The 23,975-nt window shown below is 56.9% G+C and carries 24 protein-coding genes; 9 read left to right on the forward strand and 15 right to left on the reverse strand.

Going from position 1 to position 23,975, the window contains the following annotated elements:
• Window positions 1-45: 45 nt before the first annotated feature.
• The 3 genes from minD to ACZ5AM_RS00935 all read left to right on the forward strand — a co-directional run bounded on the left by minD (window position 46) and on the right by ACZ5AM_RS00935 (window position 1,420).
• Window positions 46-825, forward strand: coding sequence for a cell division ATPase MinD (gene minD, locus ACZ5AM_RS00925; RefSeq protein WP_464915116.1), 780 nt, complete (start codon window positions 46-48; stop codon window positions 823-825).
• A 5-nt stretch (window positions 826-830) separates the two neighbouring features.
• Entirely contained in the window at window positions 831-1,079 is a 249-nt protein-coding gene (locus ACZ5AM_RS00930) for a hypothetical protein (protein WP_464915848.1), read from the forward strand.
• A 92-nt stretch (window positions 1,080-1,171) separates the two neighbouring features.
• Window positions 1,172-1,420 (forward strand): hypothetical protein, encoded by a 249-nt coding sequence (locus tag ACZ5AM_RS00935; RefSeq protein ID WP_464915117.1) that lies wholly within the window; start codon window positions 1,172-1,174, stop codon window positions 1,418-1,420.
• A 93-nt stretch (window positions 1,421-1,513) separates the two neighbouring features.
• On the opposite strand, the gene ACZ5AM_RS00940 is transcribed toward ACZ5AM_RS00935, so the two are convergent.
• Together ACZ5AM_RS00940 and ACZ5AM_RS00945 are read right to left on the reverse strand one after the other, a co-directional pair.
• Window positions 1,514-1,987, reverse strand: a complete 474-nt coding sequence (locus ACZ5AM_RS00940; RefSeq protein WP_464915118.1) for a signal peptidase I — start codon at window positions 1,985-1,987, stop codon at window positions 1,514-1,516.
• Window positions 1,948-2,511 carry a DUF531 family protein gene (locus ACZ5AM_RS00945; protein ID WP_464915849.1) on the reverse strand — a complete coding sequence of 188 codons (564 nt, stop codon included), beginning with the start codon at window positions 2,509-2,511 and terminating at the stop codon, window positions 1,948-1,950. The genes ACZ5AM_RS00940 and ACZ5AM_RS00945 overlap by 40 nt, the downstream gene beginning before the upstream one ends.
• A 66-nt stretch (window positions 2,512-2,577) precedes the next feature.
• Here ACZ5AM_RS00945 and ACZ5AM_RS00950 point away from each other — a divergent pair, with 66 nt between their 5' ends.
• Together ACZ5AM_RS00950 and ACZ5AM_RS00955 are read left to right on the forward strand one after the other, a co-directional pair.
• A complete protein-coding gene (locus tag ACZ5AM_RS00950) occupies window positions 2,578-3,672 on the forward strand; it encodes a tetratricopeptide repeat protein (RefSeq protein WP_464915119.1) in 1,095 nt (364 codons plus the stop codon).
• An 11-nt stretch (window positions 3,673-3,683) separates the two neighbouring features.
• Complete coding sequence (locus tag ACZ5AM_RS00955) at window positions 3,684-4,628, forward strand: dipeptidase (RefSeq protein ID WP_464915120.1); 945 nt, start codon at window positions 3,684-3,686, stop codon at window positions 4,626-4,628.
• Here the strand turns inward: ACZ5AM_RS00955 and ACZ5AM_RS00960 are convergent.
• A complete protein-coding gene (locus ACZ5AM_RS00960; protein ID WP_464915121.1) occupies window positions 4,625-5,338 on the reverse strand; it encodes an RAD55 family ATPase in 714 nt (237 codons plus the stop codon). The two genes, ACZ5AM_RS00955 and ACZ5AM_RS00960, sit on opposite strands and share 4 nt — an antisense overlap.
• A gap of 169 nt (window positions 5,339-5,507) precedes the next feature.
• Here ACZ5AM_RS00960 and ACZ5AM_RS00965 point away from each other — a divergent pair, with 169 nt between their 5' ends.
• Entirely contained in the window at window positions 5,508-6,320 is an 813-nt protein-coding gene (locus ACZ5AM_RS00965; RefSeq protein WP_464915850.1) for a class I SAM-dependent methyltransferase, read from the forward strand.
• On the opposite strand, the gene ACZ5AM_RS00970 is transcribed toward ACZ5AM_RS00965, so the two are convergent.
• The 5 genes from ACZ5AM_RS00970 to ACZ5AM_RS00990 all read right to left on the reverse strand — a co-directional run bounded on the left by ACZ5AM_RS00970 (window position 6,315) and on the right by ACZ5AM_RS00990 (window position 13,838).
• Window positions 6,315-7,418 carry an AAA family ATPase gene (locus ACZ5AM_RS00970; RefSeq protein WP_464915122.1) on the reverse strand — a complete coding sequence of 368 codons (1,104 nt, stop codon included), beginning with the start codon at window positions 7,416-7,418 and terminating at the stop codon, window positions 6,315-6,317. The two genes, ACZ5AM_RS00965 and ACZ5AM_RS00970, sit on opposite strands and share 6 nt — an antisense overlap.
• A gap of 21 nt (window positions 7,419-7,439) precedes the next feature.
• Complete coding sequence (locus tag ACZ5AM_RS00975; RefSeq protein ID WP_464915123.1) at window positions 7,440-8,840, reverse strand: metal-dependent hydrolase; 1,401 nt, start codon at window positions 8,838-8,840, stop codon at window positions 7,440-7,442.
• 5 nt (window positions 8,841-8,845) lie between these two features.
• Window positions 8,846-10,168: a tripartite tricarboxylate transporter permease gene (locus ACZ5AM_RS00980; protein WP_464915851.1), complete on the reverse strand. Its 1,323-nt coding sequence runs from the start codon at window positions 10,166-10,168 to the stop codon at window positions 8,846-8,848.
• A gap of 5 nt (window positions 10,169-10,173) precedes the next feature.
• Complete coding sequence (locus ACZ5AM_RS00985; protein WP_464915124.1) at window positions 10,174-13,143, reverse strand: OB-fold nucleic acid binding domain-containing protein; 2,970 nt, start codon at window positions 13,141-13,143, stop codon at window positions 10,174-10,176.
• 146 nt (window positions 13,144-13,289) lie between these two features.
• Window positions 13,290-13,838, reverse strand: a complete 549-nt coding sequence (locus tag ACZ5AM_RS00990) for a hypothetical protein (RefSeq protein WP_464915125.1) — start codon at window positions 13,836-13,838, stop codon at window positions 13,290-13,292.
• 16 nt (window positions 13,839-13,854) lie between these two features.
• Between ACZ5AM_RS00990 and ACZ5AM_RS00995 the strand changes: the two genes are divergently transcribed.
• On the forward strand, window positions 13,855-14,277 hold the full coding sequence (locus ACZ5AM_RS00995; protein ID WP_464915126.1) for a hypothetical protein: 423 nt from the start codon (window positions 13,855-13,857) through the stop codon (window positions 14,275-14,277).
• A gap of 15 nt (window positions 14,278-14,292) precedes the next feature.
• Here ACZ5AM_RS00995 and ACZ5AM_RS01000 read toward each other — a convergent pair whose 3' ends face one another.
• Window positions 14,293-16,155 (reverse strand): prolyl oligopeptidase family serine peptidase, encoded by a 1,863-nt coding sequence (locus ACZ5AM_RS01000; RefSeq protein ID WP_464915127.1) that lies wholly within the window; start codon window positions 16,153-16,155, stop codon window positions 14,293-14,295.
• 116 nt (window positions 16,156-16,271) lie between these two features.
• Between ACZ5AM_RS01000 and ACZ5AM_RS01005 the strand changes: the two genes are divergently transcribed.
• Window positions 16,272-16,586: a hypothetical protein gene (locus ACZ5AM_RS01005; protein WP_464915128.1), complete on the forward strand. Its 315-nt coding sequence runs from the start codon at window positions 16,272-16,274 to the stop codon at window positions 16,584-16,586.
• Here ACZ5AM_RS01005 and ACZ5AM_RS01010 read toward each other — a convergent pair.
• Entirely contained in the window at window positions 16,575-17,222 is a 648-nt protein-coding gene (locus ACZ5AM_RS01010) for a serine/threonine protein kinase (RefSeq protein ID WP_464915129.1), read from the reverse strand. The two genes, ACZ5AM_RS01005 and ACZ5AM_RS01010, sit on opposite strands and share 12 nt — an antisense overlap.
• Window positions 17,223-17,276: 54 nt before the next feature.
• Here ACZ5AM_RS01010 and ACZ5AM_RS01015 point away from each other — a divergent pair, with 54 nt between their 5' ends.
• Entirely contained in the window at window positions 17,277-17,504 is a 228-nt protein-coding gene (locus ACZ5AM_RS01015) for an Lrp/AsnC family transcriptional regulator (RefSeq protein WP_011251002.1), read from the forward strand.
• Between the two features lie 54 nt (window positions 17,505-17,558).
• On the opposite strand, the gene ACZ5AM_RS01020 is transcribed toward ACZ5AM_RS01015, so the two are convergent.
• The 5 genes from ACZ5AM_RS01020 to gor form a co-directional block, all read right to left on the reverse strand.
• Window positions 17,559-18,233: a TIGR00153 family protein gene (locus ACZ5AM_RS01020; protein WP_464915130.1), complete on the reverse strand. Its 675-nt coding sequence runs from the start codon at window positions 18,231-18,233 to the stop codon at window positions 17,559-17,561.
• A 4-nt stretch (window positions 18,234-18,237) separates the two neighbouring features.
• Entirely contained in the window at window positions 18,238-19,449 is a 1,212-nt protein-coding gene (locus tag ACZ5AM_RS01025; protein WP_464915131.1) for an inorganic phosphate transporter, read from the reverse strand.
• 108 nt (window positions 19,450-19,557) lie between these two features.
• Entirely contained in the window at window positions 19,558-20,505 is a 948-nt protein-coding gene (arcC, locus tag ACZ5AM_RS01030) for a carbamate kinase (RefSeq protein WP_464915132.1), read from the reverse strand.
• Between the two features lie 132 nt (window positions 20,506-20,637).
• Window positions 20,638-21,900 carry a phytoene desaturase family protein gene (locus ACZ5AM_RS01035; RefSeq protein WP_464915133.1) on the reverse strand — a complete coding sequence of 421 codons (1,263 nt, stop codon included), beginning with the start codon at window positions 21,898-21,900 and terminating at the stop codon, window positions 20,638-20,640.
• Window positions 21,901-21,959: 59 nt separating this feature from the next.
• Entirely contained in the window at window positions 21,960-23,918 is a 1,959-nt protein-coding gene (gene gor / locus ACZ5AM_RS01040) for a glyceraldehyde-3-phosphate:ferredoxin oxidoreductase (RefSeq protein ID WP_464915134.1), read from the reverse strand.
• Window positions 23,919-23,975 lie beyond the last annotated feature (57 nt).

The raw sequence follows: 23,975 nt of genomic DNA on the forward strand, positions 1-23,975 counted from the left end.
CACGTTGATGCCCTGAAATTAAATCAAAGGACGGAGGTGTAACTCTTGGAGGGGCGCTCCATCGTTTTTGCCTCTGGAAAGGGAGGTACTGGAAAAACCACGACGGTTGCTAACCTAGGTGTCGCATTGGCCCAGTTTGGGAAGGAAGTGATCCTCATCGACGCCGACATAACGATGGCAAACCTGAGCCTCGTCCTCGGAATGGAGGACATACCCATAACGCTCCACGACGTTCTAGCGAGGGAAGCTGATCTTAAGGATGCCATCTACGAGGGTCCGGCTGGGGTCAAGGTCATTCCCGGTGGGCTAAGCTTGGAGAAAATAAAGAAGGCCAAGCCCGAAAGGCTGAGGGAGGTCATAAGGGAGATAAGCCAGATGGCGGATTTCATTCTCATCGATGCCCCCGCCGGTCTCGAGATGACTTCCGTTACGGCGCTGCTCATCGGTAAGGAGCTGATAATAGTCACGAACCCGGAGATATCGGCTATAACCGACTCCCTCAAGACCAAGCTCATAGCGGAAAAGCTCGGAACGCTCCCGCTCGGTGCAATACTCAACAGGGTCACCAACGAGAAGACCGAGCTCACTCAGGAGGAGATAGAGGCCATCCTCGAGGTTCCGGTTTTGGCCGTTATCCCCGAGGATCCGGAGGTCAAGAGGGCCAGCGCCTACGGTGTCCCGCTCGTCATAAAGAACCCAACGAGTCCAGCCGCGATAGCGATCAAACAGCTCGCCGCCAAGCTGGCTGGAATCAAGTGGGAGCCGCCGCAGCCCGAGAGCCCGATTAAGAGGGTCTTCAAGGCCATCTTCGGAGGAAAGAGGTGATAGCAATGGCGGGGGCGGCTCTGTACGCCATCGTCATCCTCCTAGTGTTCCTCAACCTAGCGCTCCTGATGCTCTACCTCTCGGCCAAGAAGAACCCGTACTACGTCGTCTACGACGAGGAAACCAAGTCCGCCCTTAAGAGGCGTGTAACCAACCTGAAAGAGGAGCTCGAGGAAGAGCTTGTGGACTTCGACATCGAGGAGTGGGAGAAGGAGCTCGAGGAGAGCATCGACGAGGAAGTCAAGAACCTCTGAGCCCCCTCTACTTTTGTTTCCTCCCCGATTCCCATTCCTGGGCAGTTAAATTTTTAAGTTACATTTTGTTTCAATAATCGGAGGTGGGGCGCATGGCGGTCAGGGTGGCGTACCCTGACGGCCTGCTCCTCGTTGAGGGTCACACGGTGTACCTTTTTAAGAAGAGGCTCTACAGCGCCCCGCTGGAAGAGGTTCTGAAGGCCGCCTACGGGGACGAGGCGGTGCTACCGCCAACCCTAAGACGGGTCTCCAGAGACATAGCCGTTCTCGTCGAGAAGGGAGTCCTAAGGCCCCCAGTTGAGTACTACGCCCAGGCACCCGGGGAGAGGGCCAGCGCCTGATTCAAGTGCCCGAAGGAACCAAGAAAAGGGGAAGGGACGGTCAGGGGCCGATTAGCTCATCACCCCTCAGCCACCTACCCTCACATCATCCCGCTAAAGGTGCTCCCTTATCCAGAGGGGGACCAGGCCAACCTTGGGGAACACGGCAACGGCCTTCGCCTCAACCGCGTACCCCGGGACGCACGGCAGGCCGCCATAGGGGGTTGGGTACAGGCGGTACTCCCCCCAGTCCGGAGCTGGATTGTTGTCGCCCCACGTGACGAAGCACCTCTCCAATTTTCCGTTTATCTCGACGGTCTTTATCTCACGAACCCTGTGGATTATCGGATAGGCGTACATGGGGGCGTCGTACACTATAACGTCCCCAACGTGAACGTCCTTGGGATCAACCCCCCTGAGGAGCACCACGTCCCCCCTGTACATAACGGGCTCCATAGAGCCGCTTATCACTATCACCAGCGGGGAAGGGGTGCCCATCACGAACTTGAGCCCGTAGTTCAGGCCAGCGACTATGATGATGGCAGTTATCAGCCACGCCACGTCCTTCTTCCAGCTTTCGTCCCCCATTTCAGGCCCTCCATCAGGGTGCTCAGCCTGGCAGGAATGGCACCTATGGCGGTGCAGGTTTCAAGGCTCACCCTCCTCCCAGTTATGTCCAGGTGGTACCTGGATATCTTAAACGTTTCCTTCGGAAGGCCATGCCTCCCAAGCCCCACCAGCAGGAGGAAGCTCTCCCCCCTCAGGGCCCTCTCGGCCAGTTCGAGAGGGGACATCTCCTTCCTCTCGTCAGGTTTTCTCGTGGTCGCAACGACCGTGCCGAACTGGGGCGGAAAGCCCCTCTCTGGAAAATCCAGGATATGGAAGCGGTTCCCCTCGGCCATCTCAACCAGATACCTTCCACCTTCCCCAATAGTCGTGTGTTCCGCTATTTCCCTCGCAACTTCAGCCGGCTTCCCCTCAACCGGGAACCCAACGAGAGCCAGGTGAAAGCCGAAGGCGTAAGTTATAGGAGCCGCCCTGGCTATAGCCCTCAGGTGGGCCTCGTGGAGCTTCCTGGGATCGTAGGTGTTGTATAGGGCCAGCGTGAGCATTACCGACACCGCTTAAACTCAGCCGAGAACCCTTATAAACTGTTGTCCCCAATCAAGATAACAGTGATGAGTATGGCCTCGTACGATAACATATCGCTTCTCGTATCAAAGGGACTCTTCGAGGATGCCATTCAGGCCGCCCTAAGCCTGGAAGACCCCGTTGAGCAGGCGGACGCTTTCATCGATATCGCGGTGGGGGCCAAGGATTCCAGGCCCGACATCACCTCCGAGCTGCTGGAGAGGGCGAGAAAGATAGCCCGCAAGGTCAAGGACCCGAGGGACAGGGCGTACCTGAACTCAAGGCTGGCCCACGCCTACAGCGTTATAGGCAACCCGGCGGTAGCATCGGAGTTCTTCGATTCCGCGGCAGAGGAGATAGGCAAGATAAAGGACGATGGTGAGAGGGCAGTCTCAACGGCCATCCTGGCCTACCACCTGTCGATGGCTGGGTTTCTGGACGAGGCCATGGACGCGTTTAACGAGGCCTTCGACATGGCGATATCGGCAGGTATGGACTACAGGAAGAAGCTGGACATCATAACCGAGATAGCGGGCCTCATAGAGGCGGCCGGTGACGGCCTCAAATCCTCGGACGCACTCAGGTTCTACGAGATAGCCTACGACATATACGACAAGCTGAGGATAAGCCAAAAGGCCGCGGATCTTGAGAAAAAGGTCGAGCTGGCCAGGACCACCTACTACCACGGCACACCCGAGATCAGGGAGGCGCTCCTGGAGGGCCGCTACAAGTTCGCCGTCAAGACCGTCGAGAAGGGCATAAAGGATCCGCAGGAGAGGTTCATAGCTATTCTGGAGATAGCCAACTGGATGAAGAGGATGGGGGCGCTGGAGTACTTGGACGTCTTGGACGAGGCCTTCAACCTGCTGGACCGCATAGGCCTCTCGGACAGAAACGTGCAGAGGGCCGCGGCGATACTCACGGACATGGACGAACTCGAGAGGGCCCTCAAGTTCGCCATCGACATAAAGGATCCGGAGAAGAGGGATGAGGCGCTCGCGGCTATAGCACTGAAACTCGCCGAGAGAAAGGAGTTCCACGAGGCCAGGAATGTCGCGGCTTTGGTTTCGGACTCAATGCTGAAAACAAGGCTCTCGGCGGAGATAGCCAGGATAGAGGAGAGAACTAGATCCGAGTTTTAGGGGGGAGCTTTATGGAGAACTACCCGGTTTTTGACGCCCACTCCGACCTCCCCACCCTCGTCTGGGAGGAGAGGAAGAGGGGCAAGACTAGGGTTCTGGAGTCGAGGTTCAGCGAGTTCTTCGGAGAGCACGTTAAGGCGAGGGTCGCCTCGGTGTGGACGCCGGTGGATAAGAGGGGCTTTGCCCTGAAGTACGCGTTGGAGGCTTTCGTAAGGTTCCGCAGGGACGTTGATGAGAGCGAGAACCTTGAAATCGTGACCAGGGTCGGGGATATGGAGAAGGCAATCGGGGAGGGGAGAACAGCCCTCTGGATGGGCATGGAAGGGGGAGAACCCCTGGAGAGCCTCGAGGTCCTAGAGGTCTTCCACAACCTCGGCCTCAGGGTTCTCACCCTCACATGGAGCCTCAGGAACCAGATAGGGGACGGGGTCTTCGAGAGAACGGGCGGCGGGTTGACCAACTTCGGGATCGAGGTTGTCGGAAAGGCGGAGGAGCTAGGTATACTCATCGACCTCAGCCACATAAACGAGGCCGGCTTCTGGGACGCCCTCGACGTAACGTCGTTCCCGGTGATCGCGTCCCACTCAAACGCGAAGGCCCTGTGCGACAATCCCAGAAACCTCACGGACGAACAGATAAAGGCCATAGCCGAAAGGGATGGCGTGGTCGGGGCCGTTGCGATTCCGAGCTTCGTCCATCCCGAGAGGCCAACCCTCGAAAAGTACGTCGAGCACATAGCGTACATGGTCGACCTGGCGGGCTACGAACACGTCGGCCTCGGGTTCGACTTCGTCTACTACCTGCCGGGCTGGAGCGGGAAGTCCGTTGAGGGCTTTGAGAACGAGTCCAAGATACCGGATCTCCTAACGCTGCTCTCCGAGAACTTCAGCGAGAGGGAAGTGCAGGCGATAACCTTTGAAAACATGAAGAGGGTCTTTAGCTCAGTCGTGGGCTAATCGGTCTCCTCAAAGGGGCTCCTGTGCTCCACCACCAGTCCCTTTCCAGTGAACCTCATCAGGAAGAGCCCGGTTTCATGCTTGGTCCTCCTCATCTTCAGAACCTGGAGCGCCCTCACCATCTTCCTCTCGAGCAGGAAGTAGTGGAGCATTATGACGCCGCTGGCCAGGTAGTGCTCCTCGGTGTACCGGTTCATGTCCGTCATCTCGGCTATCAGGTATGCCGTAACGCCCAGATCCTCGAGTCCGCGTATGAAGCGGGCCAGTTCGGCCTTCTTTTCGGCGGGGTTTTCAACGGAGAACTCTATCGCCGTTAGGGGATCTATGACGAGGCGGGATATGTTCTCGTCCTCCGCTATCTCCCTTATCCTGAAGAGGACGCTCTTCCAGGTGGGCACGTGGGCGGACTCCCTCCAGAGGACCGGACCCAGGTCAAAGAGGAGCATCTTCTTCGAACCCACGTACACCTGAACCGATGGATCGAACCTCATCATGTCCTTTACCGCCTCGTTAGGATCCTGAATCAGCGAGACGTAGGCCACCTTTTCACCTTTTCTGGCGCCCTCGAGCAGAAAGTGCATACCCATCGTGGTTTTCCCGCTCCCGGGGGGACCGGTGAGGAGGTAAACCTTTCCGGGGATCAGGCCACCCTCGATGAGGTCATCAAACCCCTTCACGCCGGTGGATATCCTCTCAACGGGGGTTTTCATAACGCACTCACCTTGCCTCCGTGATATCAATACCCGTTATACTCCTCGGGGGATATTAACTTTTTGTTCTCTCCAACAAGTTTTTAACGTCCCCAGCAAACGTTCCCCGGTGAATGAATTGGAAGGCGAGATCTACTTCTTAACGGCGAGAGAAGCCAGGAGACTCCTGATGTCCACAGCTCCCGTTAAGGTCAACCTCGACCTTCGAAAGACGAACAGGACGTTTGAGATCACCAGGGAAGGCGATGAGTTCGTCTTCCCCGACGGAACGAGGGTCGAGAAGGGTGTAATCGAGAGGATCGCGAAGGACGACTCCTCCATATACTTCGTCAAAAGTGGCGGCGTCTACAAGGCGGCTATAGCAGGTGAGGGCTACTACAAGCTCGTCCCAACGATCCCGCCGACGATCGAGATAAACGGCATCCGTATGCACCGCACGAAGGAGGTAAACCCCCTCCAGGACACGAGGAACAAGGTGAACGCGGTGAAGCCAAGGGAAGGGGAGACCGTCCTTGATACGTGTATGGGGCTCGGCTACACTGCGATAGAGGCCTCCAAGAGGGGGGCCTACGTGATAACCGTCGAGAAGGACCCCAACGTCCTCGAACTCGCGCGCATAAACCCATGGAGCAGGGAGCTGTTCACCGGCGGGAGGATACAGGTTATTCAGGGCGATTCGTTTGAGGTCATCAAAAGGTTCAAGCCGGAGAGCTTCGATGTTATCATCCACGATCCCCCACGCTTCTCTTTGGCGGGCCAGCTTTACAGCGAGGAGTTCTACCGCGAGCTTTTCAGGGTTTTAAAGCCCGGGGGAAGGCTTTTCCACTACGTCGGCAACCCGGGGAAAAAGTACCGCAGAAAAGACCTCCAGAAGGGAGTCATGGAGCGCCTGAGGAGGGTGGGCTTTATAGGAGTTAAGCGCGTTGAAGAGGCTCTCGGAGTGGTCGCGAGAAAACCGGGAGGAATGGACAAAAGATCATAGTCTCCTAAAAACACGGTAAACGACTGGATCAGGTATCCTGTACTCTCCGTATCCCATATTTTCAAGAAAGCCATAATCTATGAGCTTCGAAAGGTACCTCCAAAGGGACTTGTCGTCGATATTCTTCATCCTCCCCTTTATTGCCTCGAATTTTGCGTATCCCCTACCTTCACTCAACTCCGCTATTATCTTCATTAGAATCCTGTAACGCGGGGACCTCCCCTCCAACTCCTGGAACTCAGACATTACATAGGTCATTGCCTTGCTAAGGACGTGTTCCACGGCTTCCTCATGGGTCATTCCGTCTACTCTTGCGGTTCCATAGTGAACCAGCCACCCGGGAATCCCATCCAACGTCCGGACAGTGCTCAGCAACTCGGTTTCATCCACGTGAATTCCCACCTCCTTAAATCCTCTTGTCAAAAACTCCACGCTCTCAGAAGGGTTGAACCTTGGAAGCTGTATCCTTGTCTCGTACCGCCCGAATAGGGGGGAGGTACCATCGTCCAACCGCAGAAAACTCTCGAGCACACCAACCTGAGAACCGGTTATGACCAGAGTCACGTTCTCAAGGGTATCCAGTACCCATGCGAACAGCCTTGTGAGGTCTTCGTTTGAGAACCTGAGGTACTGAGCTTCGTCAAAGGCTATGATAACCCGCTTTCCCGACCGATTAAGTGCCGAAAGCAGATCCACGATATTGGGCTGCTCATTAGAGAAGGATACCCCAATGGGGCCAATTTGGAGTGAGCTGATTTTGGTTATGGCCCTTTGGGGTAGGTTCCCATTTAGTGCATTGAAGAGCTGTGTGGCAATGATTCTCTGGGGATACTTCGAGTTAATCGCAGTTGCCGCCCTGGCATCTATAACTAAGTGATCCACCCCCATCTCTTTGTGAAGCTCGTTTAGAGTCGCGTAGAGAAAGCTGGTCTTTCCAATTCTTCTTGGCCCGGTTATTATTATGAAGTTCCTTCCCTTCTCAATAGAGTCCTTGAAGTAAAGGTACTCGGCCCTTCTACCGAAGAGGTCTTTGATTGAGGTCTTAGGACGGACATCAAACAACATCTTTGGACACACCCTAACATAGGCTATGTCCAAAAATGTATAAAAAGTTTGGGGTTAGATCCCCCCGACCTCCTCCAGCTCCTCAAAGGCCTCTAAGTTCGTGTAGTAGTCCATGAGCTGGGCTATCTCCCTTCTCAGCTTGAAGCTCCTGGCTATCGCTATTCCAAAGCCTATTATTGACGGCCATATCAGGTAGAAGAGCAACTTCGCGTCACCTATCGGAATCGGCCTTGGGTCGGTGAAGCGGTTGAAGTTCCATATCATGAAGGCTATCATGAGCCAGGCGGTGGAGAAGTTGGTAAGCCCACTGCCGCTCTCTCCGAGCTTGAAGCCTGGAATAACGTCCTTGGTGAGCGGCGGGAGGAGGTTGCTGCCCATGAAGCCGAGCTGGTCCTCGAAGACGTGGAGCCACTGGCCTATCATCGACGCTAAAGCAAGCTCAGTCGCGTGGCTGTAGCCTACCAGCTTGAAGAAGGCGAAGACGACGAGGCCGATTATGATTCCCATCGTGAGCGAGTGGCTGAAGCCGTGGTGCCAGGGCAGGAAGCGGTCTTTGACGACGGTCTTCCCCTTGAACTTGGCCCTTCTGAAGGCTATCTCGGGGCCTGAGAACGAATCGATCCTCGTGGGCTTTGGATAGGTCTTGATGAAGGGAACGTCAACCTTGGCTACCCCGTACTTCCTGTACTCGGGCACTTCGCCGCCTATGGCAACGCCGCCTGGAGTGACTATCGGCCCCATCTCGACGCGGACTTCCCTCTTCGGCGGGTCGAGGTGTATCATGAAGCGCCTGTAGACGTCCCCGGGCAGGCGGATGTTGTGTATCTTGACTATCCTCTCGCCCTCGCGATAGGCCTCCTCGATGGCTTTGGCTATCGTGTCGGCTATGCCCTGCGGGTGCGGCGCGTCGCTGACGACTAGCCTGAGCGAACCGTCGTCCCCAACGTCGATGTAGCCGAAGACCAGGATATCCTTCCCCTCCTCGATTTCACCAAACTCCTCCTCGAAGAACTTGTAGTCGTCTCCAAAGGCCTCCACAGTTATTTTCCCGGTTCCGTCGTTCAATGTGAAGACGACGCTGTTGTACTCCTCGCTGACAGTTTTCACTGTTCCATCCTTCTCAACGACCTCGTAGGATATCGTCCCCGAGCCCTTGGCCAGTATCTCCTCGACCTTTCCCTTGAGGGCGAAGAACTGGTAGCGGTTCTCCTCGCTAAGCTCGCTGATCTTGACGAGTTTGGGAGCGTAGTGCTTCTTCTCGTCCCAAGGTGCCGGATCTATCTCGTAGTCCCTCCTCGCGAAGAACTTGCCGAACTTGAAGTCAACGAAGTCCGGGAAGTAGGCTGCCGCAGCCGCTATGACCGGGATCAGGATACCCATCCTCAGATCCGCTACCAAGGAGGGGAAGAACGTGACAGCGGCAAGGCCCGATATGTAGTGGGTAAAGCCCCTCATTCACATCACCCCAGCCCGAGCAGGTGCATGAAGTAGCCAGTATGACCAGTCATGCTTATGAGAACCGGGAGGATCAGTCCGCCGAGGCAGTAGCTCCTCCTGGTGTTGAACGCTGCCGCCATCATGCCTATCGCCGTCGAGACGAGGAGCACGGCTATACCCATCGGGCCGGTCAGGACGTAGGAGATGACGACCAGCGTTGCAGCGACGAGGTAAGAGAGCTTCTTGATGTGAACGACGTTGAAGCTCCTCGCTATGAACCTGGACAGGTAGTAGGTGAAGATGAAGCTTATCCCCGCGCTGAGCAGGATGACGCCTATCGCGGCCAGGTACTCTGCGTAGCTCTTGGGCGTGTAGACCGAGCTGACGAGCCAGGCAGCGGCACCCCTCGTGAGCCTCAGGTTGGGCAGGAAGAGCAGGGTGAAGGCCCCGACGTAGTAGATGACCCTGTTGACGCCCTGGCTTATGATGAAGGCGTCGTCGCCGCGCTGGCTCGTCATGTGGCCCGCAACCAGCGCGCCCATTCCGCCGGTGATGATCGGGTAAACAGCGGCTATCGTTCCTCCGAGGGCCCCACCGAAGCTGGCCTTCGCCATGTTGTAGACGCTGCTCTCGACCTTGTCGTCGGGAACCTGCTCGAGCATAGGCGGGTTGGAGAGGATGTTGAGTATCACCCACGACATTCCGAAGAAGCCTATGAACATTGGCGTGAGCCTCGTGTAGGCGCTGGTGGTTGGCAGGAGGTTCGTGTTCATGACGACGAAGCCGAGGATTCCTGAGAGGAAGAACACCAGTATTCCGCCGAGTATCTGCCTCCAAGCTAACCAGAGCCTCTCAGCAGGAGTCCTCCCTCTGTCACCCTCCTTGGGCCACTCGCTCATGAACATGAAGAGCACTATCGCCACGAGGAAGTAGGTGATGTAGGGACTGGTCGCCTGGTAGATTGGCGGCAGGACGCGCGGGAAGATGAAGAGCGCGCTCAGCACGAGTATCAGCGTTCCTGCAACGGCCCCGATGAGGTAGAGGAGCACTGCCTCATGGCCCCTACCGAGGAGTAGATAGCGCTGCGTCGGGAAGAGGAGGAAGACGGCGCTCTCATCGGCAACGCTGAAGTAGACGCTGGAGATCGCGCTGACGTAGGCGTAGGCCACTATGGCCCCAATGGCGAAGAAGGGGAATGCCTGAACCGGCATGAGCTCGCCTACGCCGAAGACGGCAACGAGTAGGGCCATGATGTTGAATATGTGGAAGCCCGGAATCCACGAGATGAGGGAGCCGAAGAGCACCCCCGCGAGAGACCAGAGCAAAATTGTGGAAAAGGGGAGCATGGCCATCACCTCACCTCGATGCAGTCGCCCCTGTAGGGGATGACCTCGACGGTTCCCTTGTACTCGGCCACGTAGCCGGCTATCCTGACGCTCTGGCCCTTCTCGAAGGTTGTATCACCTGCGACGCTCTTCGGGATGAATACCACCAGCTCCCCGCTTCCGTCGTCGATGGTGAGCTTGACGAAGCTCTTGCCTGTGTAGACGTCCGTTATGGTTCCCTCAACAATAACGGTCGTTCCAAGGATGTCGAGGCTGACGTCGCCGGTCCTCAGCTCCTGAGAGGGAACTGCGCTCAGGACGGTGATGGAGACCACCTCACCGGCGTCGGCGTCGTAGGTAACTCTAAGCTCGCTTCCCGTTCCCGCTTCCCTCGGGTCGGGGAGGAGCTCCCTGGCCACCTTGAGCTTCGTGCTTCCGGTGGAGTCGTGGACTGCCATGTAGTAGGCGCCGTTCTCGTAGCTCAGGGCGTCCCAGGTGACGGTGAGGTTGACCTTGCCTGATGCGTTCGGCAGCTCGGAGACCGTTACCTCCTCCGCTCCTCCAGCTGGTCTCTCGTAAACCCTGACGGCATCGAGGGTGTAGACGACTATCTCCGGCTCGCCCCTGTACTCGTCGACGTAGCCGGCCAGGTAGACGGTCTGATCCTTGCTCACGCTTATGTTAGACCCTCCGGGGATGAAGACAGCCACCTCACCGCTTCCGTCGTCCACCGTGAGCTTCAGGTTCTTGCCGATGATCCCAACGTCAACCGCGGTTCCGTTGACCGCTACCGTCTTTCCTTTCATTCCGAGGCTTACCGAGCCGGTATTGACGAGCTTCGCCGGGACTGCCTTCGAGACGTTTAGGGAGGTTATCGAGCCGCTCAGCGGGTCGACAACTATCTTAAGCTCGCTTCCGGTCCCGGCTTCGAGCGGGTTCGGGAGGAGAGAGCGGTCGATGGTTAGGGTGGTGCTTCCGGTGTGGTCGTGGACGGTGATGAGGTAGTCGGGCTTCTGGTAGCTCAGGGCGTCCCATGTGACAGTCAGGAGGAGCGGCTCAACTGCTGTATTGAGGTCGCTGACGGTTCCCTCGACCGGCCCGCTGACTTCCATCTCCTTTATTGCAACGGGGTTGAAGAGAACCAGCTCCGGCTCCCCGCGGTATATCTCGACGTAGCCCGCTAACTCAACGAGGTCGCCCTTCTCCGGGACGTATGTCATCTCGTTGGCCGTTGAGCGCGGCACGAAGACCGGGAACGAGCCGAGGCTTATCTTGAGGTTGCCGCTGAGGTTCGCGACGTCGGTGACCTTTCCGACGACGAGGATCAGCTTTCCTTCCATGTCCGGGGTTACTTCCTCGGGCTTGAGCGGGGTCGGGGAAACCGGGACTTCAACGGTGAGGTTCCAGCCCTTGACGAGGTTCGCGCTCTCCACGACGCCCCTTACCGTCACCTGGCTTCCGGTGCCAGCTTCAAGCGGGTTGAGGTTCATTAGGACGTCCCTCGGAAGCGAGGCCTTGACTCCGTCCACGAGCAGGTAGTAGGTGTGGTTCTCGTAGGTCAGCCCCTCGAGCGAGCCGCTGAAGTCGACCAGCTGGCCTGTATAGTCCTTGAGCTCGTCCGCGGTGACCTTCGGGAGGACTATCTCGCTCGGCGGAACCGGTTCGCCAAGGGCTCTGAGGCCATCGCCGGTATAGACGACGATTTCGAGGCTTCCGCGGTACTCCTCGAGGTAGCCGGCCACCTCGACGCCGAGGCCCGGCTTGAGCTTTGCCATCGTCTCGTTCGAGAGCTCCATCAGCGTCGCCGAGGGTATGAATACGTCGAGCTTTCCGGTGGTGTCGTCTATGACGAGCTTGAGGTTCGAGCCGACCCTGTCCACCTCGACTATGTTGCCCTTCACTGCGACTATCGAGCCGCGCATGTCTGTAGTTAGAACGCCTATCGGCCTGAACTCAGTCTTAACCGGCTCAAGAACCTCCAGGTAGGCCCCGACGAGCCTTCCGTCGTTGCCCATCTTTCCGGCGACCTTGAGCAGGCTTCCGTCCGAGGCGTTGAACGGGTTGAGCTTCGCCAGAACGTCCCTCGGGAGGAGGGCCTCGAGGTAGTTCGAGCCGTCGGTAATCGTGAGAACGTAGCGGCCGTTCTCGTAGCTTATTCCCGCCAATTTGCCCCTAACGGACATGACCATTCCCGGATAGTCCTTGGCCTCCTCGAGGGGTACCTCCGGGGCTTCCTCTATCGGGGTTATCGAGAGTTGGTTCAGGTCCCTCACGACGATCTCCGGCGAGGTGCCCTTGTAGAGGTAGACTATCCCTGGGGCGTAGACGGTATCGCCGACCTTGACCGAGACGTTGTTGAAGACGAGGAGAACCTTGGGGATGAGAACCGTCACGAGCGACTCCCCGGTGTCGAGGGTGAGTAAGTAGCCGGAGCTCACGTCCGAGAACTCCGTCACTATTCCCTCAACCGCCACGTACCTGCCGTCCATGTTCTTGTCGAGGTATTTTACAGTCTCCGGGTTCTTGGAGTAGAGCCTGGAGTTGAACTTAAGCCCGTCGAGGTAGTTGAGTATCGCGTAGGTGTAAGTTTCCCTCACGCGGAGCTGGACTTCAGCGGTTACGTTGTCGCCCGGGAAGGGGACGAGGCCTTTCTTTATCATCTCCTCCGCGAGAGGGGAGTAGACCCTAACGTCTATGTTCCCGGTTCCGTCGTTGACGGTGAAGGTCAACCCGAGCCTCCCACCGCTCTCGGAGACGTAGGGGACTGTAACGACCGTCCCGTTGATCCTCACGACCGCGTAGTTCATGAGGTAGTTGCCGTAGACGTCGCTCACCTTCGTCAGGGGTGCCCTGGCTCCTTGAGCGGCCACTAGAAGGAGCGCAACGCCTATCACGGCTACGAGCACCGAGATGTATTTGAGCCTCGACACGTCGAGCTTCTTCTGCTCAGTAAGTCCGTGATAGTACAGTTTCTTCTCGCCTTTCTTCTCTTCCATAGGCCAACCTCCGGTTTATTTGACGTAGCAAGGGAGTTGAAGGGCTGCTTTTTTAACACTTTCGTGTCAAATAGCGGCAGAAGTGGGCAGGTTTGGTTAAGGGGGAACTTTACGAGAGGCCAAAATAAAAACACCGGAGAGGGGAGTCAGGACACCAACTCGACGCCCTCCGGCCTGTAGGGTATTATCTCGATCGTGCCCTTGTACTCGGTTATGTACCCTGCTATCCTGACCCGAACGCCGTCTTCCAGGCCTTCCCTGACCTCCTCCGGGAGATCCTGAGCGACGGAGCCGGGAACGAAGATGGTAACGTTGCCCGTTGAGTCAACCAGGAGGAACTTGAGGTTCGACCCCAGGGTCTGGAAGCTGGCAACGTTTCCCTCAACTATCGCGGTGGTCCCCATGCGGTCAAATGTCACCTCAGAGGCATGGAGAACCGGGGAAGCCTCGACCTCGACGACGGACAGGTTGAGAACCCTGAGCTCTCCGGCGTCAACGAGGAACCTAATCAAACTGCCGGTGCCCACCTCGGCGGGGTTCGGGAGGATCGACCTATCGGCGGTCAGGTTTGCGGTTCCCGAGTCGTCCCTGACCTCCATCAGGTAGACGCGGTTTGAGGGGTCGTAGTACAGCCTCACCCACCTCGCCTCGAGGTAGACCTGGCCACTGGCGCCGGGGAGTTCTGAGACCTTCACAGTCGGCTCAGAGGGCGTGGTCGTTGTGCTGGCAGTGGTTGTCGTCACCGAGGTCGTGGTAGTGGTTGTCGTTGGCGTTTCCGAGGGGGTTGTCGTGGTCGAGGTCGTGGTGGATTCCGTTGTTGTGGTGGTCTGGGTCACTGGACTCGTACTCGACGTCTGGGGAGGTGCCGTTGTGGTCGTTGTGGTTGTAACCGGGTGGCTGGTGGTCGTGGTAGCAGAAGCCGAAGTCGTCGTGGACGGGGGAGAGGTTGTTGTCCCACTTGTTTCAGTGGTGGAGGAGGTTTGGGTGGGTGTTGTCGTCGTGCTGGAACTCGTTGTACCGCCCCCGCCGCCTATGCAACCGAGGGACGCCACAAGGAGGCCCAGAATGAGAAGGGCCATAAGGGTCTTTCCCCTCATCGGATCACCATCGGGGTTAAAAAATGAAAGTATATAGGCCTTTCCCCGTCGCTCAGGATTTCAGTATCTTCTCGACGTCGAAGCCCTCCTCGTACTTCTTCAGCTTCCTCTCGAAGAACTCGACGAAGAGCTTGTAGCGCTTTGAGCGGTGCTTCGGCTTGCCGCGGACGCTGTGGCCGTGGGGACCGCGTTTGAATATTGCGATGTAAGCTTCTTTGCCCATGTCCCTGAGCACGTGGTAGAACATCAGGCTCTGGTCGAGAGGGCAGCGGTAGTCCTCCAGCGAGTGAATGAGCAGGATTGGGGCTTTAACGTTCTTCGCGTAGAAGAGCGGGCTGAGCTTGCGGTAGTTCTCGTTCTCCAATGGGTTCGGGCCTATCACCTCCACGTCGTACCAGAGGCCGATGTCCGAGAAGGCGTGGCTCGTCAGCCAGTAGCTTATGCCGTTCTCGCTTATTCCGGCCTTGAAGAGGTCGCTCTGCGTTAAGGCCCAGTTGGTCATGAAGCCGCCGTAGCTTATGCCCGTTATTCCAACCCTCTCGCGGTCTGCCTGCGGCTCAAGCTTAAAGAACTCCTCGATGCCGTTCATTATGTCCTGGAAGTCCTCAAGGCCCGTCCTCTCGAGGACGCGGAGGGCGAAGTCCTCGGTATAGCCGTTGCTGCCGCGAGGGTTCACGAAAACCACGTAGTAGCCCTTGCTCGCCATGAGCTGCATCTCGTAGACGAAGCGGTGGCCGTACATGCCCTTCGGCCCGCCGTGGACGAAGACTATCACCGGGGCCTTCTCGCCTTCCTTCAGCTCCGGTTTGAGGTACCAGCCGTCTATCTCAAGGTCAATGCTCCTGAACCTGAAGTGCCTCGGCTCGAAGGTCTTGAGCTTCTCGAATATAGGCCCGTTGTAATCGGTGAGCTGCCTAAGCTCGCCGTCGTAGAGGTAGAGCTCCGCTATTCTCGTGGCGGTGGCTATGAGGAGGACTGCCCTTCCGTTGTGGACGTCGAAGCCGTAGACCCAGTGATCGCCGACGACGGCCGGCTCGGTCCTTCCGTCCCAGACGTAGAGGTTTACCCTGCCCGCGTCGGGCACGAGGAAGTAGACCTTCCCGTTGTCGAGCTTGGCCGAGTAAACGTCTAACGGCCCCTCGTAGACCGGTTTAAGCTCCCCGTCCCAGAGGTAGAGCCACTCGTGCTCGCTCATGAACCTCTTCTCCCTCTTCCCGTGGAGGAGAAGGCTTTTTCCGTCGGAGTCAACCGCGGTAAAAGAGACCCGCTCGAAGAGCCTCTCCTCTTCACCGTCCCTCCAGAGGTAGATGTCCCAGAACTTGAAGAGGGCCGGCTTTGAACCCTCGCGGTGGGGGACGTTCACCACTATGGAATCCCCGTGCCATATCCCGTTGGAAAAGCGCGGTTTTTCAAAGCTCTCTATTACCTCTTCGCCCTCCGTGTCAAGAACCCAGAAGGTGGTTTTCTCGCCGTCGAAGAAGCCCATGCCGTCGAACCAGGCCGGAACCTCGCTATCGAAGACAAAGTCCTCGTCGTCGCGCCTCTTGAAGCCGATGACTAGCAGTCTCCTAGAGTCGTCGTTCCACTGGATCGAGCGGACGTTTTTAGCGGTGAGAACCTTCTTGGCGCTGAGCGTCTGAAGGTCGGCGACCCATATCTCCGTTGATTTCTTCTCCTCGTTAAAGCGGGTGAAGGCGAGCTTTTTGCCGTCCGGGGAAATCCTGGGCATAGAGGCGTTCTCGACGAAGCGCCTGGCCCCGGTTTCAAGGTCTTCAACGACCACCGTGTTCTCGTACTTATCTTCGTCGAGGTTGGCCTTGGTGAGGGTGTAGGCGACGAAGCCGCCCCTTATCCTCGGGTCGCCCAGGTAGGCGAACTTGGAGAAGGTCTTCTCATCCCATTCGATGTTGCTCATAACGCTATCACCGACCTATAATGGGCCTCGGGGTATATAAGCTTAACCTCGAAGCACTCCCCTGTCCACCGGGAAGTTTAAAAGACGGAACGGATACCGAAGGGTCAGGTGGGAACATGAGGGAGGAGACAGCCGTTGGAATCATCCTGACGATCGGCGTACTCATCTCGCTGGCCTTCAGAACCTACGCCGGAGTCGCAGTTGCGGCCCTCGGAATACCGCTCTACTTGGCGTACATAGCCAGGGAGCAGAACATACTCGCGAAGTCGAGGCTCTACGACCGCGACCTCTTCCTCATGATAGGCATAGCGATGGCAGTCATACTGGTCTTCAACTACCTCTGGGATCCGAGGTTGGGGCTCATAGCCATGGCGGTCTTCGTTCCCCTCCTGGCCTTGGCAGCGGACAGGGCAAAGAGATCACAGGGCTGATAGGACTTCCAATACAACAGAAAGCTTTCCACTCCTTTTGTAGGTTTTCAGGGCCTCCCTGAGCTCTTCCAGGAAGTCCTCCCCAACGCTGAACTTCCGCCTGACCCTCCTTGATACCGCGTTGTCGCTCAGGAAGACCATGGCCATCGCGGAGGTTAGGTTCTTCGGCTTTCTCCAGTTGGCCTTCTCGAAGTCTATAAGCCAGACGCGCTCGCCGATTATTACGTGCTTTCCCCCCTGTATCTGGCCGTGGTCGAGGCCAAGCCTGTCTAGAAGGGCCGTCTTCTCGGCTATCTCGAAGAGGTGGCGCTTTTCAAGGTCCGCCTTGAGGATGGCCTCCCCCTCGGCGAACTCCCTGACGATGTACTCCAGCCCGTCGAACTCCCCGTAGGCGACCAGAGGGGGAGTTACACCGAAGGGCTCGATTGCCCTTATTATCCCCGCCTCCCTGGCAAAGTTCTGTCTCGGTGAGTCCGGCCTCTGGAGCTTAACTATGACGTTTTTTTCACCTAATCTAGCCCTGAAGATCAGACTGGTCGTTCCCTTGGCGCAGGGCCGGATTTCGACGAGCCCAAGGGACCCTAAGTGGGAGTAGAACCCTTCCAGCCTGGCTTTGCTTATCAGGTGCTCGAACATGCCCCTCGATAGACTTAAATACCCCCTCGGATAAAATACTTTTGGTGATAGCCAATGGTGACGGCTTTTATTTTGATGGTTACGGCCGCCGGAAAGGAGAGGGAAGTCATGGAGAAACTTCTGGCCATGCCGGAGGTTAAGGAGGCCTACGTCGTCTACGGCGAGTACGACCTCGTTGTTAAGGTCGAGACCGAGACCCTCAAGGACCTTGACCAGTTCATAACGGAGAAGATAAGGCGCATGCCCGAGATCCAGATGACCTCGACGATGATAGCCATCTGAACCTTTCTTTCCCTTGCTATTCTTCCCGAACCCTCCGCTAAAAGGGAAAGGGGTTCACTTGTTCATCATGAGCCTTATCCTCTCCGCTGCATCTTTCGCCTTGTCCGAGATGTTGCTCAGCGTTCTGGCGATGTTCAGAATGTAGAAGCCGTCGCCCCAGCTCAGCTCGTCGGCCATCTCGAAGACCTTCTGCATCAGCTCCGTATCAAGGCCGTCTATTTTCTTCTCAACGCCCTCTATCTCGTGGATTATCCTGTACTCCTCCTCTATCTCCCTCTCGGCGAAACCGCTTTCTATAACCCTGTCCATCTGGACTATCGCCCTGTGGACGAGCTTTGCAGCCTTTATGCTCTCCACACCCATCTGGATTATGAGTTCCCTGATCTCGTCCGGAACGGTTCCGGGCCTCTTTATGAGGAGCCACTTGGCGGTGTCTTCGGCAGCATCGGCCACTTTGTCCTGCATGTGGAGGTAGATGAGGACGTCCTCTCTAGCCACAGCCATCATGAGCTTCGAGCTGAGGGAGTCCCTTATCTCCTCCTTTATCCTGTCGGCCACGTCTTCCAGGCGATCGACCTCAACGGAGAGCCTCTTCATCTCCTCGTAGTTTCCGCCCTCCCAGGCGCGGAGGGCCTTCTCGAGGGTCTCCACCGTGTTGAGAACCACTTCGGAGTGCTTTATGAGGGGCTTGAAGGGGCTCTTGGCGAAGAGCTTAGTCCAGACCTGCATGGTATCACCCCACGAACATCAGGATCTCGAATATGGCCGCGCTTATTAGAGCGGCGACCGGGACGGTGACGAACCAGGAGATTATTATGTCCCTCACGATGTCCTTGTTTATTGCCTTTACTCCCCTAGCTAAACCCACTCCTATCACAGCCCCAACGACAACGTGGGTTGTCGATATCGGGAGCCCAAGCCAGCTGGCCACCAAGACTACGGTAGCAGCCGAGAAGTCTATGGTGAAGCCCCTGGTGTTGGTTAGCTCAGTTATCTTCTTCCCCACCGTTTCCATGACCCTGTAACCGTAGGTGGCCACTCCAACCGCTATTCCAAGACCACCGAGGGCGAGTATCCACCTCGGCACCGGAACCTTCATGCCAGCAATCCCCATGCTAGCGACTGCGTAAACAGCCGCCACCGGTCCTATCGCGTTTGCCACGTCGTTGGCACCGTGGGCTAAAGCCACGTAGCCAGACGTGACAACCTGCGCCCTCCTGAAGATGGCCTCCACGCCTATGAAGGGGTCGCTGCTCGGGAAGCGGAGCCTCAGGAGAAGGTAGGTGATGAAGAAGACCGCAACACCGAGGGGAACGCCGTACATGAAAACGCCCGTCTTCAGGCTCTTGCCGTGGAGAACCTTGATGTAGAACATCGTTCCAATAACCACGAAAGCCAATCCTATCCAGAAGGGCGACCAGATGCGGGCGCTTCTTACCGGGTCTTTCCTCTCGAAGATGCTCTTCGTGAAGGCCTTAAAGATGAGGTAAGCCATCACGGCGCCGATTATGGGCGAAAGGATCCAGCTGAGAACGACCTGGGTCATCTTGCCCCAGTTAACTATCGAAAACCCCGCGTAGACTATTCCGTAGCCGGTTATACCCCCTATAATCGAGTGGGTGGTCGAGACGGGCAAGCCGAACTTGGTCGCTATGAGGAGCCACAGGGTCGCGGCGAGTAAGGCGGCCGCTGACCCGTATATCAAAACCTGGGGATCCGTTATCTTCGAGGGGTCGAGGATGCCCTTCCTTATCGTCTCGGTAACGCTCTTTCCGAAGAAGTAGGCACCCGTGAACTCGAGGACTCCGGCTATGATCACGGCCTGCTTCGGCGTTATCGCCTTAGCCCCAACCGCGGTGCTCATGGAGTTCGCCGCGTCGTTCGCCCCTATCGCCCACGCCATGGCAAAACCAAGGACTATCGTTATGAGCAGCCAAGGGTCCATCCCTCTCACCGGGGGGAGATAAAGGAACCGATATAAATATCTTGCCGCAGTAGAATATAGCTGCGAATATAGCGAATATAGGGATACATAGAAAATATAGCTGGGAAGTTAGGCCTTCACAACCTGAGTACCTGTTTTCCCCTCAAGTGCCTCAACGGCCCTGTCCAGAGCTGCTATCACAGCCCTCTCGCCACCCCACTCGACGAAGCGCATAGCTGCTAAAACCTTCGGCCCCATGCTGCCCTTCTTGAAGTGGCCCTCCTCGTAATAGCGCCTCAGCTCGTCCACCGTGACCCTTTCGAGCCACCTCTCGTCGGGTTTTCCGAAGTTTATTGCGGCACCGTTTACGTCGGTCAGGATCATGAAGATGTCCGCCTTTACCTCCTTCGCCAGCCTCTCTCCGGCGAGATCCTTATCTATGACGGCCTCAACGCCCCTTAACTGACCGTTCTCTTCCACAACCGGAACGCCACCGCCGCCGCTGGCTATGACGATGAAACCCTTCTCAACGAGGTCAACTATGATCGGCGCTTCGACGTGGCCCTTCGGGTCGGGACTGGGAACCACTCTCCTCCAGCCCCTTCCAGAGTCCTCTATGACGACCCAGCCCTTCTCCTTCGCGAGCTTTTTGGCGGTTTCCTCGTCGTAGAACGGACCAACGGGCTTGCTCGGGTTCTGGAAGGCGGGATCGTTTTTGTCCACTATAGTCTGCGTTACTATCGTTGCCACGGGCCTCTCTATTCCGCGCTTCCTCAGCTCGTTAACCAGCGCCTGCTGTATCATGTAGCCTATCTGACCCTGGGTCATGGCCCCAGCAACGTCCATCGGCTGGGCCGGGATGCCGTGAACGGCTTGGCCAGCGTCCATGTGGAGAAGCAAGGCCCCAACCTGCGGCCCGTTCCCGTGGGTTATAACCACCTCGTAGCCCCTCTCGATTATATCAACTATCTGCCTAGCCGTCTTCATGACGTTCTCCATCTGCTCCTCGTAAGTACCCTTTTGACCCCTCTGGAGAATGGCGTTGCCCCCCAGTGCTATGACCACTCTCTTCTCCATGCACCTCACCTCCGGGTGAACGTTTTAGATTAAGGGCATAAAAACGTTCGTTAGGTGCCATGACTGTTCACTGGAAAAAGGTTCGGTGGGGTGGAGGATAAGTTTGCAAAGGTAAAGGGATGGAGGAAGGCTTCAAAGGTACCACTCGGAGAAGCTACCCAACCCCAGCCTCTCGAGGGTCCTCATTACGCCCAATGCTATGCCTTCAACCTCTATTCCGCCGGGGAGTTTGTAGGCATCGCCGACGATGTAGACGTCCTGAAGTGGGAAGTCTTCCACAGTCTGCCCGCTGGCGACCCTGTTGACCGGGTTTCCATCGAGGTAGGTCTGGATGAGAAGGATTTCTCCCTCCTCATCGAGGTTCGGGAATATGCGATAGATGTCCTCGATTCCCTTCCTCTGCTCGGCCTTGACGTTCCTGCTCTGGAGGGCGTGGTGGAGCATTATCAAGGTGTGGCCCTCTGGAGCCAGCTCAGGAGAAATGCTGGAGGGTTCGTTGTAGCCGTTTATCCTCTCGGTGTCGAGGGTGAAGACGACGGTGTTGCCTATCCTCGGTTCGCCTTTTAAGGCAACGTTGTACTTTATCCCCTCGCTCGGCCTGAGGGCATCGACGCGCTTGAGGTATTCACGGTCGAAGTTGTCTCTACCGATGAGCTCGACAGTCTCCTTTATCCCGACGTTGGAGATCAGCACGTCGTAGGCGAACTCCTCGCCATCGGCGGTGATGACCCTCTTCCCGTCCGGGTCTATCTCGACGACCTTCTCCCTCGTGAGGACTTTTCCACCGCCTTCTTCCGTTATCCTCGTCAGCTCGCCGGTTATCGCCTTACAGCCGCCCTTAACGAGACCCGGTCCGCCCCACTTCAGAGCCGCTTTTATCTCCCTCGCAAGCTCTCCGGCTGGAACGTCCAAAACGCTGTCGGCCCAGCCGAGGAAGCTTTTAATGAAGAGGTCGACGAACTCATTGTCGCCGATCCTCTCCCGTATCCACTCGCGCCCGCTCATCTCGGCCTCTTCTTCAGCTGGAAGCTTGTTCCTCTTGATGTCCGCGAGGAGCTTCATGGCTTTTGCTTTCTCCCGCCAGCCGAAGTACTTCCATCCGTCGCGGTAGTGGAAGGTTTTTCCCCCGTAGAATATCCTACCCTTAGGATTTGAGTTCACTATCGTGACGTTCGCACCGAGGAGCTTGAGAAGATAAGCGAGCGGCCCGTCCTCACCGTGGGGGAGCATGTGAAACGCCCCTGTGGAAAGACCGAAGCCTTTGTAATCTAAGTTCGTGAAGCGGCCGCCGATGTAGGGGGCCTTTTCGAGGACTGTGACCTCGTAGCCATTCTTGGCGAGAAAGGAAGAAGTCAAAAGCCCGCCTATTCCGGAGCCTATCACCACTGCCCTCATTCTATCACCAGAACTGAAGGAGAAGGGAGATATAAAAGGGTATCGAGGGGCAGAATTGTTCAGAGCCTCCACTCCACCCCAAGCTCCTCGCTGTAGGCGTCGAGAACCCTCTCAAGGTATTCCTTTGCCGTGCCGACCTTGTCCAGCTTGAACTTCCCGGCCCAGCGCTCGTTTCCGAACTCCTCGCTTCCCCTGGCGACGAGATCTATGACGCGCATGCTGTCCCAGAATGCTGGTGTGTAGCCTGCCTTCCTCGCGAACTCGATTAAGCGCTTGAGCTGCTTCCTCGCGTGCTCCTCCATGTCTACATTTTCGCCGTAGGCGTCCATGAAGAGCGCCTTCAAGACAGGCTTCATCCATCCGCGGTGGAAGCGGCACCAGCCGACGTTGTCGTACCAGAACTCCCAAAGAGCAGAGGCTATGATCTTCTGCGCCAGCTCCTCCGGCTCGAGGAAGACGCCGAACTGGTAGAACGTCCAGTATCTTCCCTGTATCGGGAGCGGGATGTAGTTTCCTATGGCCCAGTACATAGTAGGTGTCATCTCGCCATCCTCGCCGAGCGGGGTGAAGACGGCGTAGTCCTTGAAGCTTTCTCCATAGCTGAGCCTGTCCTTGAACCTCTCGTCGAGTATTACACTGGCTTTCCTCTTGCCGAGGCCGATTATCTTCGCTATCTCGTTCTCGGCGAACGCTACTCTGTGGGCCAACTCCGCAACGAGTTTCGCGTTCTTCTCGCTCGCCTCGACAGGGCGCTCTATCAATGCCTCCTTCGTGAAATCCGGCTTATCGCTGAGGCCAACCTCCTCGGGCTTGAGAAGCCCGCGGTGAACCAGTTCCAGAACCCACGCTGCCGTTCCACCGAACTCTATCGCGTCGAAGCCCATCGCGTCCACCGCTGGAACGCTTATGTCACTCGCGCGGAGGGTTATAACGCCGCTGAGCGGGCCGTTGGCTTCCCTCGGCTCGTATTCGATGTGGTGGCCGTTGGCGTACTTCTTGCAGACGACGGGGCACGGCTCGCCGCAGTTGGTCCAGTTCTTGGTTTCGATTGCTTCCTTGTTGAAGGGCTCCCAGTAGTGCTTCATTATGGCCTCGTGTATCTTTATGCGCTCCTCCTTCTCAATGTAGGGCATCTGCCAGTTGAGTATCGGCACGAAGTCGCCCTCAGCTGGATAGTTCCCTCCGAAGGTTCCTCCGGTTTTCAGCTTGGGGTTGTACTTGTACTTGACGGTCTTCTCCGCTATTACGTCGTTGTAGGGCTTCTTGTGGACACCCTCAACTATCTCCTTTGCCGTCCTGAAGGACGAGATGTCCTCGCCGGGGAAGGCCTTCTTCCTCGGCTTTCCGCCGAAGATAATTCCAACGACGTTGTGGGCGCGCAGAAGAACGGAGCCAGAGCCACCCCTGGCGGCCCAGTCCTCACTCCCCTCAACGCGCTTGCCCTTCCTGAGAGTCTGGGAGAATATCGCCCCGTAGTTGCTGTTTAGAGCAGCGGGGCCAACGACCGCTATGCGGTACTCGAAGTCGAAGCGCTCACCGAACGTGTCTATTAGATACTGGGTGAGCGCATAAACGCCCTCCTCGCCTTTGTAGTCCCTCCAGATCTCGATGACTTTTTCCAGCTCTATCTCGTGGAGCTCAACCTTCACGTTCTCGCCGTCGTTGTAGAGGATAACAACCACCGGCTTCTCTGCCTTCCCTTCGAAGGTTACGAAGTCCACGCCAACGTTCTTGAACGCGTAGGCCGCTCCCCCCATGGCTGATGGAAAGAGCGTTCCGTAGAGGGGTGACCTGAAGAAGAACATGAGCCTGTGCGCTCCCGGGAGGATTGAGCCCGAGAAGGGCCCCATACCCATTACTACGACGTTCCTGGGATCGTAAGGATCAATGCCATGGGTTCCGAGCTTTTCGTGGAGATCGAGACCGTAGTCTATTACCCCGTAGACCCCTTCCCTCTCAACTTCCTCCCTCTCGACCTTCCCATCGTCAAGCTTGAGGTGTAAGACCGTGAACCTCATGCCTGCACCCCCTTGTATCACTCCGGGTGTTAAATCTTTGGCGAAGAATATTTAAGG

It is taken from the genome of Thermococcus fumicolans (genome assembly GCF_055386755.1).

What these genes read in the sequence shown, in the direction of transcription:
- ACZ5AM_RS00940 (WP_464915118.1), bottom strand. Translation starts at nt 1,987, where the DNA reads ATGGGGGACGAAAGCTGGAAGAAGGACGTGGCGTGGCTGATAACTGCC.
- arcC (WP_464915132.1), bottom strand. Translation starts at nt 20,505, where the DNA reads ATGGAGAAGAGAGTGGTCATAGCACTGGGGGGCAACGCCATTCTCCAG.
- ACZ5AM_RS01035 (WP_464915133.1), bottom strand. Translation starts at nt 21,900, where the DNA reads ATGAGGGCAGTGGTGATAGGCTCCGGAATAGGCGGGCTTTTGACTTCT.
- ACZ5AM_RS00965 (WP_464915850.1), top strand. Translation starts at nt 5,508, where the DNA reads ATGTCCACAGCTCCCGTTAAGGTCAACCTCGACCTTCGAAAGACGAAC.
- ACZ5AM_RS01015 (WP_011251002.1), top strand. Translation starts at nt 17,277, where the DNA reads ATGGTGACGGCTTTTATTTTGATGGTTACGGCCGCCGGAAAGGAGAGG.
- ACZ5AM_RS00955 (WP_464915120.1), top strand. Translation starts at nt 3,684, where the DNA reads ATGGAGAACTACCCGGTTTTTGACGCCCACTCCGACCTCCCCACCCTC.
- ACZ5AM_RS00975 (WP_464915123.1), bottom strand. Translation starts at nt 8,840, where the DNA reads ATGAGGGGCTTTACCCACTACATATCGGGCCTTGCCGCTGTCACGTTC.
- ACZ5AM_RS00930 (WP_464915848.1), top strand. Translation starts at nt 831, where the DNA reads ATGGCGGGGGCGGCTCTGTACGCCATCGTCATCCTCCTAGTGTTCCTC.
- gor (WP_464915134.1), bottom strand. Translation starts at nt 23,918, where the DNA reads ATGAGGTTCACGGTCTTACACCTCAAGCTTGACGATGGGAAGGTCGAG.
- ACZ5AM_RS01000 (WP_464915127.1), bottom strand. Translation starts at nt 16,155, where the DNA reads ATGAGCAACATCGAATGGGATGAGAAGACCTTCTCCAAGTTCGCCTAC.
- ACZ5AM_RS00935 (WP_464915117.1), top strand. Translation starts at nt 1,172, where the DNA reads ATGGCGGTCAGGGTGGCGTACCCTGACGGCCTGCTCCTCGTTGAGGGT.
- ACZ5AM_RS01010 (WP_464915129.1), bottom strand. Translation starts at nt 17,222, where the DNA reads ATGTTCGAGCACCTGATAAGCAAAGCCAGGCTGGAAGGGTTCTACTCC.
- ACZ5AM_RS01005 (WP_464915128.1), top strand. Translation starts at nt 16,272, where the DNA reads ATGAGGGAGGAGACAGCCGTTGGAATCATCCTGACGATCGGCGTACTC.
- ACZ5AM_RS00960 (WP_464915121.1), bottom strand. Translation starts at nt 5,338, where the DNA reads ATGAAAACCCCCGTTGAGAGGATATCCACCGGCGTGAAGGGGTTTGAT.
- ACZ5AM_RS01025 (WP_464915131.1), bottom strand. Translation starts at nt 19,449, where the DNA reads ATGGACCCTTGGCTGCTCATAACGATAGTCCTTGGTTTTGCCATGGCG.
- ACZ5AM_RS01020 (WP_464915130.1), bottom strand. Translation starts at nt 18,233, where the DNA reads ATGCAGGTCTGGACTAAGCTCTTCGCCAAGAGCCCCTTCAAGCCCCTC.
- ACZ5AM_RS00945 (WP_464915849.1), bottom strand. Translation starts at nt 2,511, where the DNA reads ATGCTCACGCTGGCCCTATACAACACCTACGATCCCAGGAAGCTCCAC.
- ACZ5AM_RS00950 (WP_464915119.1), top strand. Translation starts at nt 2,578, where the DNA reads ATGAGTATGGCCTCGTACGATAACATATCGCTTCTCGTATCAAAGGGA.
- ACZ5AM_RS00980 (WP_464915851.1), bottom strand. Translation starts at nt 10,168, where the DNA reads ATGCTCCCCTTTTCCACAATTTTGCTCTGGTCTCTCGCGGGGGTGCTC.
- ACZ5AM_RS00985 (WP_464915124.1), bottom strand. Translation starts at nt 13,143, where the DNA reads ATGGAAGAGAAGAAAGGCGAGAAGAAACTGTACTATCACGGACTTACT.